10 protein-coding genes are annotated in these 12,682 nt (G+C 38.9%); 1 reads left to right on the top strand and 9 read right to left on the bottom strand.

The genetic code is table 11. The features are described 5' to 3' along the window. The 3 genes from JJL45_RS12030 to JJL45_RS12020 all read right to left on the bottom strand — a co-directional run bounded on the left by JJL45_RS12030 (position 1) and on the right by JJL45_RS12020 (position 4,974). Positions 1–1,146 carry a CaiB/BaiF CoA transferase family protein gene (locus JJL45_RS12030; RefSeq protein WP_068602445.1) on the bottom strand — a complete coding sequence of 382 codons (1,146 nt, stop codon included), beginning with the start codon at positions 1,144–1,146 and terminating at the stop codon, positions 1–3. Positions 1,147–1,156: 10 nt separating this feature from the next. Then, on the bottom strand, positions 1,157–2,314 hold the full coding sequence (locus JJL45_RS12025) for an extracellular solute-binding protein (protein WP_068602446.1): 1,158 nt from the start codon (positions 2,312–2,314) through the stop codon (positions 1,157–1,159). 125 nt (positions 2,315–2,439) lie between these two features. Then, on the bottom strand, positions 2,440–4,974 hold the full coding sequence (locus JJL45_RS12020) for a glycoside hydrolase family 2 protein (protein ID WP_068602447.1): 2,535 nt from the start codon (positions 4,972–4,974) through the stop codon (positions 2,440–2,442). 107 nt (positions 4,975–5,081) lie between these two features. On the opposite strand from JJL45_RS12020, the gene JJL45_RS12015 reads away from it, so the two are divergent. Next, on the top strand, positions 5,082–5,840 hold the full coding sequence (locus JJL45_RS12015) for an IclR family transcriptional regulator (protein ID WP_068602448.1): 759 nt from the start codon (positions 5,082–5,084) through the stop codon (positions 5,838–5,840). A gap of 3 nt (positions 5,841–5,843) precedes the next feature. Here JJL45_RS12015 and JJL45_RS12010 read toward each other — a convergent pair whose 3' ends face one another. The 6 genes from JJL45_RS12010 to JJL45_RS11985 all read right to left on the bottom strand — a co-directional run bounded on the left by JJL45_RS12010 (position 5,844) and on the right by JJL45_RS11985 (position 12,488). Continuing rightward, a complete protein-coding gene (locus tag JJL45_RS12010) occupies positions 5,844–7,682 on the bottom strand; it encodes a carbohydrate-binding protein (protein ID WP_068602449.1) in 1,839 nt (612 codons plus the stop codon). Positions 7,683–7,793: 111 nt separating this feature from the next. After that, complete coding sequence (locus tag JJL45_RS12005; protein ID WP_068602450.1) at positions 7,794–8,594, bottom strand: alpha/beta hydrolase; 801 nt, start codon at positions 8,592–8,594, stop codon at positions 7,794–7,796. Between the two features lie 30 nt (positions 8,595–8,624). Continuing rightward, the gene (locus JJL45_RS12000) at positions 8,625–9,740 is read right to left on the bottom strand and encodes a Zn-dependent alcohol dehydrogenase (protein ID WP_068602451.1); all 1,116 of its coding nucleotides are present in this window, start codon (positions 9,738–9,740) and stop codon (positions 8,625–8,627) included. A gap of 12 nt (positions 9,741–9,752) precedes the next feature. Next, positions 9,753–10,997, bottom strand: a complete 1,245-nt coding sequence (locus JJL45_RS11995) for an NAD(P)/FAD-dependent oxidoreductase (RefSeq protein ID WP_068602452.1) — start codon at positions 10,995–10,997, stop codon at positions 9,753–9,755. Between the two features lie 6 nt (positions 10,998–11,003). Further along, positions 11,004–11,312, bottom strand: coding sequence for a 2Fe-2S iron-sulfur cluster-binding protein (locus tag JJL45_RS11990; RefSeq protein ID WP_068602453.1), 309 nt, complete (start codon positions 11,310–11,312; stop codon positions 11,004–11,006). A 15-nt stretch (positions 11,313–11,327) separates the two neighbouring features. After that, complete coding sequence (locus tag JJL45_RS11985) at positions 11,328–12,488, bottom strand: cytochrome P450 (protein WP_068602454.1); 1,161 nt, start codon at positions 12,486–12,488, stop codon at positions 11,328–11,330. Positions 12,489–12,682 lie beyond the last annotated feature (194 nt).

Here is a 12,682-nt window from a genome sequence, read left to right as displayed (position 1 = left end):
TTAACTTAGATTAAATTCTTTTTCTATTAAAGCATTATCTTCACCCACTTTTGGTGCCGATTTTTTATTGAAAATACGATTGCCATCAATTCGGATGGGGCAGCGCGTGGTTTTCATTGAAATACCATCGGAAGTTTCAACCTCTTGATCCATTTGAAGGATTTTGTAGCCTTCATGATTCAATAAAGTTTTATAATCAAATACTTCTGAAACTCTAAAGTCTAAAGCTTCAAAAATAGATAACCAATGTTCTGAGGTTTCTTTAATGAGTTGTTCTTGTAAAAAGGCCATGATGTCATCGCGTTTTTCATACCATACTTTCGGATTTTGAAAAGCATCAGGAAGTTGCAAGTTCATCGCTTTTGCCAAAGTATCTAAAGGTGTTAACGCAATACTGATGTGCCCATCTTTGGTTTCATAAATACCATAAGGAGCCTCTAGATACACGTGGGCATTGCCTTTTTTTGCTCTTTTTGGTAGTGTTTCGTCATCATTTAAGAAAGTAGTTAACAGTTCAAACTGAATGTCTAAAGTCGACTCCAATAAACTTACTTCAACTTTAGAGCCTTTTCCGGTGCGGTTTCTGGCAATAAGTGCAGCTAAAATACCTTGAACTAAATGGACTCCTGTAAAAATATCAGAAGTGGCTAGTCCTGTGGCTGTGGGTTCATCGGCTTCGTTTCCCGATAAATTAACAAAGCCCGACAAGGACTGAATAAGTAGATCTTGTCCGGGTTTGGTAGCCCAAGGACCAACGGGACCATATCCAGAAACCACACCGTACACCATTTTAGGATTTATAGCAGCTACAGTTTCATAATCTAAACCAATTTTTTCCATAACGCCTGGTCGGAAATTATGGGTCATCACATCGGCCTGCGCAATGAGTTTTTTAACCTTTTCTAAATCGTCTGGGTCTTTTAAATTGGCTGCATACGATTGTTTATTTCGATTGGCCGTATGAAACACCATAGAGCTTTCATCAATAAAAATATTTTTAAGCGCAATTTGTCGGCCCGCTTCACCAGAACCTGGACGTTCAATTTTTATCACACGAGCACCTAAATCGGCCATTTTTAATCCAGCCGATGGCCCTGCCATGAATTGCGCAAACTCTAATACGGTAATGCCTTCTAATGGTAACATTTATAAATGATTAGGTTGTTTTCTTTAAAGATTCAAGATACAATTTATTCAAGCTATCTAAAAGCGATTTGGCATGGCCACCGTTTTTCATAAACTCACGAATAGGAGCCCCTGCATTATCCTGAAAATACATGTGTCCGTGGTAACGTGGTCTTAAAAAGGCTCTATCCAAAGTGGGTAGCGTGTCTTTAAAATAATCTAAAGCATTGAAATTATTCGTGGTATCTAACCAAGCTTCTCGGTGTCCGGGTTGCCCGCCATAATCAAAGAATACGGTTTTTTGAGTTTTAGGCGACGCTACATATTCGGCGTAAGCCAAAGCGGTTTCTTTATGTTTTGAATTTGATGAAATGGCTAAACCCGTTCCACCTAAAGTGGTAATTAAATGCTGACCTTCCAAAGTAACGGTATCATGAAATTTTAAAATATGATTGGCATAGCCGCGTTTCGAGTAGTTGGTGTAGCCGTAAGCAAAAGGGGAGTAGGCAAATTTATCGCTGCGTGTCATGGCTTCGTAAACCTTAATGGGGTTCATGTCGTAGCAAGAAGCATCAATATACTGACCTAAATCTCTTAAAATATCTAAGGCTTTTAGTCCGATGTCTTCCGAAACAAAATACTCTTTTGTTAGGGCCACATCTTCACCAAGCGTGCAACAAATCATATAAAAACTCATTAGAGTATCCTGCGGAATCCCAGGAATGGCTACCAAGCCGTCCTTTGCTAAGTCGATTAAATCGGCCCAAGTTTTTGGTAGCGTTTTTCCGAGTTTGTTTAATAAATCTGGTCTGCTTGCTGCTACGGGCGTTGCGGCATCGATGGCTAAGGCACTTTGGTAGCCATCAAAACAATAGCTTTCGTGTGATTTCCCAACCGAATTCGCGGCTTGATCGTCTAAAAAAGATTTCGGTAAATGTTCGTTTAACGGAATGATAACGCCTGTTCGCGCTGCAAAACCTGCCCATGGATGATCTATAATTAGTAAATCATAACGTTTTGCTAGGGCATCGATTGGTTCGTCTGCAAAAGCTTGTAACGAACGTTTTTCCCAGGTGATTTCTATATTCGGATTTAACTCATGGAAACGTTGGGCTGTAGCAACGGCCGATGTGAAACCACGACTGTGGTCCCAGGTTATTCCTTTTAATTTTATATGTTTTTCTGACATAATTCGTAGTCTAGTAAAAAAGAGACCATCTAAAAACCCAATTTATTGGTAGTTTCTAAGTAGTTGTTTCGATTTGGGTGTTGTTTTTAGACAGTCTCTGCAATTAGTAATAATGTTAGTTGTTATTAAAATCCTGATGCTCTTGGAATTTGTGTTTGACTCTCGTAACGTTGTCCATCTTCTCCTGTAAAATCTTTGAAGAAGTGGTAGTATGAACCATATCCGCCATTTTCGTTTTCGTTTTTCAAACGTTCATCTTTCCAAGCGTTAAAATGTTTTGTGGCTTCTTTTTGATCGCCAATTAGGAAGAAATAATCGTTTTTAGAGATGACTTTTCCGCTTTTATCGGTTAATTCTAGGTTCACAAAAAACTTAGATTTTACCGATTTTAAAACCTTTTCTTTAATCGGGAAGAATGATTTTGCACTGTTTTCTTCAATCTTATCAATGGAGAAAGTTTTGTTAGCAATCACTTTTCCAGAATCGTCTTTCATTTCAAACTTTACCGTACAATCTTTGTATGATTTATAGTAATCATTAATCACCCAAATATTTCCAACAAAAGACTCCTTAGTATCCCAACGACGTTTTTTAAATTCAAAATTCACTAAAAGCGGTTGGTAAGCCTTTTGAACAAAGTAGTATGAGTTTTTAGGTTTTCTGTAATTATCAACAATAGCCCATTTCATGTCTGGTCCGTAAGTAATATAATGACAAAGCGCAATACCACTTAAACTTGGTTTATCACGACGGAAATGCTCAATCCCGTTTTGGAAAATAATCCCTTGTGCATCTTGAGTAGCATTTACAAATTCTTCTAAAGAACCTTTCATTTCACTACCAAAAACATCCCAGTTTTGCATGCGTAAACGGGTTAAGTCAGCCCAATGGTGTCCCCAACTTAAACCAGGAGTCCATAATTCTTCTTCAGGAATAAATTTCTTTAAACTTTCTACGGAAGGCACCGAGGTAATTGCAAATTCTGGAACAATAGGGTAGCCGTCTGCTTTGGTTTGGTACCAATCTTCGTGCAGCCATTTCCCCATATCGTAAAAGTAACGTAAGGCATGAACGGCTTCTTTAGGTTTGAAACCTGCTTGTTGCCCAACATGATCGGTCATTGGAGAATCTGGCACATACGGTAAATCGACATAAGCTTGCAGTGAATCGCCTAAACGCTCTAAGAATTCACGACCAAATTTAGGGTCACGGGTACGGAACATCATTTCTTCACCACCTTCCATCATAATTAACGATGGATGGTTTCTGCGTTCTACAACCACTTTAACACCTTCGTTAAATATTTCAGCTAGATTCTTTTCGTCTGAAGGAATATTTCCAGTTCCTAAAGGAATCATGTCTTGCCAAACGGTCATACCCATTTCATCACAGTATTGGTAAAATTCAGGAACTTCTGGTGGGTGCCATCCGAAGATTCGAATATTGTTCATATTCATTTCTTTAGCCAAACGAATTAATTCTTTATAATCGCTTGTTTCGGTACGCCCTACAAAAATATTTGGTGGGCCACCCCAACATGCCGAACGGATGAAGTGAAACTTACCGTTTATATAAGTAGATCTTGGGAAGGTAACATCGACATCTTTAACGAAACCAGGATTCCATTTAGAAGTGACTTCACGAATACCAAAAGTGGTTTCGTTAATATCTTGATTTAGTTTACCATCTTTAACTGCAATTTTTGCAGTGTATAAGTTTTGGTCACCTAAATCCCATGGCCACCATAGTTTGGCTTCTTTTAAATGTATTTTCTGAATGACTTTATGAGTTCCCGGTTGAATGGTTTTCTTAAAGCTTACTTTTTGCTCTTTCATCTTAAAGTTTTTCCCGTTAAGGGCCGCTTCAAATAAAAATTCTTTAGCAACTTTATTGGTGTTTTCTAAGGTGATTTCAAGATTTACATCGGCCGATCCATCTTTATTGATGGTATTGTTGGCATACACATCTTTGAAACGGATTTTTCCTGTACGTACTAATTTAACAGGGCGTACTATACCAATAGGAGTGATGTCTCTCCAATAATCGCCAAACCAAGGTGTTTTTTTTCCGGCAACAAAAGCGTTTACTTGCGGCGGTGTGTCTAATTTAACCACGAGCATGTTTCGGCCTTTTAGGAAATCGTATTTATGGATACGAAGAAAATCGGCAACATCAAAAGAAAATTTAGAAAATACCCCTTCATGTTTTCCTAAATAATGACCGTTTAGCCACACCTCACAGGCATAATCTACGCCTTCAAAAACTAGGTCTACTAATTGGTTTTCTACATCTTCGGTAACACTAAATTGTAAAGCGTACCACCATTCGTATTGTTGTACCCATTGTGCTTTTACGCTGTTTCGTCCGAAATGAGGATCTTCAATAATGCCTGCTTTCCAAAGATCGGTGTAGACATCGCCCGGAACTTTAGCGTTGTTCCATACTAAGGTTTCAATGTCTTCGGCAGGTAACTTATGCAGGCCTTTTTTAACGCCTTCTCCTGGCGCCATCATTTTAAATCGCCAGCGCATGCCGCTTAAATCAATAACTTGTTGGTTTGAGTCTTCAAGTGCAAGTGTGGTGTTGGGTTGTGCATACGTTAATACTGTGCTTAACAGAAAAGAAAAGTACAGTAAAAGTTGTGAAAATTTAGTTATCATAGTTGTTATATTTATTCAGATGTAAATATAATATTTATATTTGAATAATTAAAATTGTGGTTATTGTTTCAAATACCATTATTTTTGGTTTCTAATAAAACAGCATTATGAGTAAATACGTAGCACCTGCATTAGATAAGGGTTTGGATATTTTAGAATATCTATCTCAGATAAAAATTCCGCAATCTCAAATGGAAATCGCCCAAGGCTTAAATAAATCGCCAAATGAGTTATATCGTATGCTCGTGTGTTTAGAGCAGCGCGGCTACTTACTTAAAAGTGCTCAATCTGGTAAATACTCGTTGTCCTTAAAACTCTATCAGTTATCTCATAGGCACAGTCCTATTGATGGTTTGCTAAAAGCTTCAAAACCTGTTATGGAAGAGCTTTCTAATAGTACCAAGCAATCTTGCCATTTAAGTATTATATATCATGGACAGCTTATGGTGGTTTCTCAAATGAAAAGTCCTGGGCCGGTATCGTTGTCCATTGAAGAAGGGAGTTTGTTTCCTTTAACAAAAACCGCTTCGGGTCGTGTATTATTGGCTCATTTAGAAGGCGATAAGCTGAATGAGTTATTAAATAATAATCAAGAGTTTATCAGCCTTTCTAAAAAAGAGCAAAAAGATTTTAAAGAACGTCTTCAACGTATAAATAAAGATAAGCACGAAATTTCGCAAAGCGATCTAACCATGGGGGTTACAGATATAGCCGTAGCTATCGGTAATCCGAATTCTAATATGTATTGTGCCTTGGCCATTTCGTCCTTATCTTCTATTGATGAAAAAAATAGCATTGGGGAGCTTCTTATTGATAAATTGCTAGAAGCCTCCCAGGCTATTCAAAATGAATCGGGTTTAGATTAATTTTTAATTATGTTTTACTACAATATGTTTAGTTATGCTTCCATTTGCTGTGGCTAATCGTAAAAAATAGTTTCCTGGTTTTAAATCCGCTACAGAAATCGTACTGAATTCTGAATGCTTTTCTAGCACTTTTGCCCCCAGTACATTGTAAACTTCAATATGGTTTATAAGTACTTTACTTTTTATATTAATGATTTGACTTGCCGGATTTGGGTAGATAGCAACATCTTCGTGAGTGATTTCTGGTGTTGATAAGCTGTTTTCTAGGGAAAACACAATTTTATCTAAATTCCATTGCCATGCGTTGGTACCGGAAGCTACAATTTTAACATTGTGTGTTCCTGCAGGCAAGGTAATAGTAATTCCAGCAGTAAGCGCCTGGTAGCTATCCCAACTTCCGTTGTTTGTAACGGCATCATCACTAACCAAAACGCCATCTAAGTAAATTGCTATTTTAGTATCGTCTAAAGGCGTTGAAATTTGGTACGCAATGTTGTATTCGCCAGCCAAATCATTAGCTACATTTAAGGTGTATTCTGCTTCATCGCCTTCGTTAACATAATTGATGCCAACAGAACTTTTATTTACACCGTACGGTACATAACCGTCATCGTAAGTACCGTGTGTGTTGATGAAATCTTCGGCTTCGATAATTAAGGAGGAGCTCGATCCCGATCCGCCTCCAGATGAAGGGTCGTTTACAGGCTTATACACACGTATCCAGTCTACTTTCATTTGGTTTTTTGCAGGGTCGTTTAAATCGGCATTAGAAGGCGTTGAGCCCGTTAACCAACTTTGAGATTCCATATTAATTATGATGTCCATTTCTTTGGTGAAACCTTTAGCTTCCACAGTAATACCATTTCCATCGATATCGCTATCGTCTCCACCTTGAAACCAAGCTGGATCTATAACATTATACCCGTTAGAAGCGTTGGATGTTTCTTTTAGGGTGTTAAAATTATACGTGCTTGATGTGGCATGTACGGTAACATCGGTATATCCGGAACTGTTGTTTGTAGGTAAGTTATAACCGTTTACATTCCAATTCATAGAATTAAAATAGGTATACTCCCAAGTGCCGTTGAATTTTGTAGCGATGGCGTTGTAGTACATAACACGAACTAGCTCGCCGTCTATATAATATTCGAAGTGTTTTGGACCAATCCAATTTACCCCCATTCGCATGTAACGGCGTGCACCCCCATTGTTATAACACCAGTCTCCCCAACCGTAATTAGAAGAAACTCTACTGTCTGGATACCAGGAATTCCAATCTCTTGGTTGGTAATCGGTAAAGGGGCTACGAACAAAAGAGTGGTGGCTAATGTGGGTTAAATGTTTAAAGCCGTTAACCCCTCCGTAGTTTTCAATAATGTCGATTTCTTCGGTATCGTCGGGGCTTAATAGCCAAAAACAGGAAGCCAAGGAAATATTGGCAACACTTATAGCCGATTCCACATATACTGGGAACTTAACTTTATTGTTGGAAGTAACACAGCCAGAAGCAACGCCGTAGCTACCACCTTTACTGTTTTCGGAGGTATAACCAACGTTAATTACCAAATCGCTACCATCGACGGTAACGTTTCCATTTTTCCAATAGGTATACCCAGGGCCATCCCATGCGTTGTGATAGAAATTGTACCACTTATTATTTCCGAAATTAGACCAAGAGGAGGCGTTGAAATTGTAATTAAAATCATCAGAAACATTGTCTTGAAGTTCCCAAATCTTTCCAGATCCTGCGTTTGCTGGTATCGGTATTCCCGACCAATCCTGGGCTTGCGTCTGGATAATAGAAAATAATAATGCACATAAAATGCGTTGTGTATTAGTCATAAGTAGGTTTTAAATTAGTTTGGATAATATTACAGATTAATAGGCTTTTAGCCTTAAAACTAGACTAGACACGAACTAAACAACCTGGTTAAAACCTACTATTTTAGAGGTTTATGTCAAGTTACTGAAAAACAATAGGGATTTTTTCACATGCTCTTGCCAGTAGGACCATTCATGAGCACCTTCAAATTCTTGGTAATTATGAGGGATGTTTTCTGAAATTAATTTCTGATGAAGATCACGGTTGTATTCAATTAGTAAATCATTTTTTCCGCAGTCAAATCGAACTGGTGGTAACTGGTTTTTGTTTGTAAGCATGGTTTGAAACACATCTTCATTATGGCGATTTTTTTGCTTGTAGTTTGCTTCGTCTTCTTCCACAAACAAATGCATCTGATTGGTATTGGTGATTGAAGAATGTGCTGAAATTCCTTGATACTTTTTACAGTATTTAGCGCCTAATCGTAAGGCACCAAACCCACCCATGGATAAACCCGAGATAAATAGGGGTGAGGCTTCACTGGTGCAAGCAATGTTTTCGTTAACAGCCGCAATAACATCATCTACAATCCAAGCTTCGTAATTCGCTTCGTTATGTGGTAAATAGGCCGAACCATCGCCCCATAAACCATCGGAAGGCATGGCAATGACCATAGGTTTAATGACTCCTGCTTCCATCAATTTTAAAGCCGTAAAATGAACTCCGGCTTTGTGCGCCCAAATCCAGGCACTACCATAAACACCATGTAAAAGTGTTACAATAGGTAGGTTTTCAAGGTTTTTAAATGGCGGAACAAATACGCAAATATCGCCGCGACCATTTAAATTCTTGGTTTTAACCGTAATGAATCTTAAGTTATTCCTTTCAAATTCAGGATTTGAAATTTCGGTGGTTTTAAAAATTGATGCCATGCCTTTTAGTTGATTTTAATGCGGTTTCTTTTATTCAAAAACGATAACGCCTTTAGCGTTTCTTCCTGCAAGCATATCGTCAAAAGCTCGTTGCAAGTTTTCTAGCGGATACGTTCTAGTAATCATTTCATCTAAAAGCAAATCTCCTTTGTCATAAAGCGATACGAGTTTAGGGAAATCAATGTCTGGACGGCATTTTCCGTAAAGCGGATTGATATAAATTTTATCCCATTCGAATAAATTCATATCGATGGTGATCTCTTCTTCAATCCCACTAACTTGAACCGCTGTTCCCGCATTTCTAATCATGGCAAGTGGCGCAGCACCTAGGGCTGGAACGGCAGTACATTCAAAGGCGTAATCGGCACCGCGTCCATCGGTTAAACTTTTAACGGTTTGGGCAGCTTTTTGTAAGCCAATATCCGCTTTATCGGCTAAAATCGTGTGTGTCGCACCAAATTGTTTCGCCATTTCTAAACGCTCTTGGTTGATATCGATAGCAATAATTTTAGCAGCTCCCGACACTTTAGCACCTTGAATAACATTAAGTCCAACGCCGCCTGTGCCTAAAACAACAGCAGAACTACCAGCACTTAATTTAGCTGAATTGACTACCGAGCCATAACCCGTCATAACCCCACAACTAATAATACTTGCTGAAGGCATAGGCATATCGCTATTAAGTTTTACACATGCTGAAGCTTTTACTAATGTGTATTCTGCTAAAGTTCCTATGTTGAAAGAGCGCTCGATGGGTTTGTTATGCCATGTGGATCCTTCTAAATGGGCATGTCCTGGTGTGTAGCCGTTTCCGCCAGCTGTTACGGGTGAATTGTTTTCGCAAATATGCTGATTGCCTTCTTGGCATTGGAAACAAGTCATACAAGGCGTGGCCCAGTTTAAAATGACTTTATCGCCCACTTTAAAATCGGTTATTCCGCTTCCTATTTGGTGAACGATACCGGCACCTTCGTGACCTAGAATAATGGGCTTACCCCAGTTTAGGGAGTCGTGGTCGGTATGACACAATCCAGCAGCCTGGATTTTGACAATAATTTCGTCGGCTTGTGGTTCGGCAATGGTAATGTGATCTATAATAAATTTTCCATCGGCGGTAGCAATGGCCGATTTAGCTTGTAATGGCATGAGTTATGGTTTTTAAATAAAACTGTTTGGTTTAAATGGAATGCTGGTATCAGCAAGTTTAATCTTGTCTATTCTTTGTTTGGCTTTTATAAATCGCGTTCCCAGCATGTATGCTTTTGCGAAATTTACGGCATCAACAGCAAGGAGTTCCTCATCTTTAAAATACCACATAGAAAAACTGTTTTCGGTTTCTTCATTTCGAATGACCAAATTGTTGTAGCCTGCTGATAGTCCGACGATTTGTAATTTGACATCGAATTGATCGGACCAGAACCATGGGATGCTATCATAAATTACTTCCGGTTGACCGCAAATGGCCTTGGCAGCTACTTTAGCTTGATCTACGGCATTTTGCACCGATTCTAAGCGTATGTTGGTTTGGTAATGTATATTGTAATGAAAAGTGCAATCGCCAATGGCATAAATATTTGGATTACTAGTTTGACAAGAGGCCGACACTTTAATGCCGTTTTCAAGTATTAAATTGGCACTTTGAGCCAATTCGGTATTGACTGAAATACCTACGCCAACGACAATAACATCGGCTTCGTACTGTGAGTTATCACTGCAATGCACTAAATTTCCTTCTGGTAATGGTGTTATTTTAGTAACCGTTTTGTCTGTTAGGATATTTACACCGTTTTGTTCGTGAAGTTTTGTGAAAAATGCCGACATCTCGGGAGTTGTAACACGAGCCAAAACCCGCGATTCACGTTCTAGAACGCTAACTTCAGCCCCTAGTTTTTTTAATGAGGCTGCTGTTTCTAAGCCAATATAGCCGCCTCCAATGATTAGCACACGTTTTTTAGGAGCGGTACTAAAAGCTTGCCTGATGTTATTCGCATCTGCGGCGGTGCGCATCGGGAAAACATTTTTTGCCGTGGCCATGCCTTCTATTGGCGGTATAAACGGACGGGCACCAGTGGCCAATACTAGTTTATGGTAGGGTTGTTCGCTCCCGTCACTCAGGGTAATTATTTGTTTTTCAGCATGAATAGATAGTACGGAAACCCCCAGTTTTAGTTGAATGTTATCCTCGGCGTAGTTTTCCTTCGGAAAAAGTAAACTGTGTTCGGTTCCTGCTTCGCTAGTTAAATAGGCTTTAGAAAGCGGTGGTCTGTGGTATGGGAATTCGGGGTCTTTATCGTAGATGATAATAGTGCCTTCCCAACCTTCCTTCCGTAGCGCAAAAGCACAGTTTATACCAGCATGACTGGCACCTATAATAACACAGGTTTGGTCTGTTGTAGCTTGCATGGCTTGTTATTTTGCGACTTTAAGAACCAATCCGTCAGGAACTTCACTTACTTGCATCTGGCATGATAATCGGCTGTAATCGCTCACATTGTCATCAAATTCTAACATGTCGCTTTCCAACTCGCTTGGACCTCCAACGGCATTCCAGAATTCTTGGTTTACATGAACGTGGCAAGTGGCACAAGAGCAAACACCTCCACAGTCGCCATCAATGCCTTTTACTTTGTTTTTTACAGCCAATTCCATGAGACTTCCAGAGTTGGCTTGGGTTTCAATAATATCGTTTTCGCTGGTAATAAATGTTATGGTTTTCATTATATATGGGTTCGTTTATAGTTTATGAAAGGCAACTTGTAGGCTATCGAAACCTACTTTACGATTAAACTCGTCTAAATCTTCAATATTCTCTTTTGCATCGGTAATCTGCATGCAACCCACTTTTTGAGTGAGTGTATTTAATAAAATACGTAAAATTTGACGAGCATGTGTAGCACCTAAACAGTTGTGAGTGCCGAAGCCAAAAGCGACATGCGGATTCACTTTACGATCTAATACAACTTCGTTAGGATTCTCGAATACGCGTTCGTCTCGGTTGGCAGAAGCCCAACACATGGAAATACGGCTTTGTGCTTTTATGGCATGCTCGCAGACTTGCGTGTCTTCTGTAACCACACGTCCCATTTGTGTTAACGGAGAATAGTAACGCAGTAGTTCTTCAATTGCCGAGTTAAGATGCTCTGGTTGGTCACGTAATTGTTGCAATGCCTGAGGGTTATCGGCAAAATAAGCTATGGTATTAGTGATGGCATTAATTACGGTGTCTCTTCCACCTGCGAAGGTTAAAATGAGTACGCCTTTAACTTCCTCTTTAGTTAATGTTTTGCCATCTATTTCGGAAGCTAATAATTTTGAATATAAATCGGCTCCCGGATTAGCAATGGCTTTGTCGATTTGTGCATCAATATAGTCATATAAAATATTCGCTTTGTCGCCATCTAAAGCCGTGTCTTCACTTCTAAATACGTGCGTTCCCCAGGAAATCCAAAGTTCCGATTCTTCAAATGGAATATTGAGTAACAGGGTTAGAGCGCGTGATTGTAATTTTAGAGCAAATTCTGAAACAACTTCCATACTGCCTTTTGTAAGGGCTTCATCTACAATGATATTGATAATATCAGTTAATTTTTCTTGGTATTCTTCTTCTAACGGACGCTTAAACCAAGGTTCTACAAGATCTCGATAGCTTTTATGTTGTGGAGGATCGACTTCAAACGGAATTTGTCGTGTATCACGAATGTGTACCTCCGAGGGTACTACAATTCTGCCTATTTCGTCACCTCCCGATTGAAAAGTTTTCCAGTTGTGGGCACATTTTCTAACGTCTTTATGACCTAGAATCATGGTTACAGGATCATTCTGATCGTTCATAGTTCCAAAGCCTTTAGTTTCCCGGGCTTCTTTAAACGGATCGTCTATATTGCTTTTTTTCATGGTTTAATACTTTCATTCAAACGTTGTGGTTGTGGCAAAATTGAATAAAAAGGCGAAACGGTGATTAATCAGAATTAGCTATTTAAGTACTTATTTTGACTTATAAATTTGTAAATAGATTAAAAACACTTCAATTAAGGTATGTAAAACATGTTTTTATGCTTTAAGTTGATTAATTTTGAAGTTTTAAAAGT

The organism is Tamlana sp. s12, from assembly GCF_016767215.1.
Classification (GTDB): Bacteria; Bacteroidota; Bacteroidia; order Flavobacteriales; family Flavobacteriaceae; genus Pseudotamlana; species Pseudotamlana agarivorans.
Note: the sequence above shows the minus strand (reverse complement) of the source record. Positions and strands in the feature narration are given on the sequence as shown.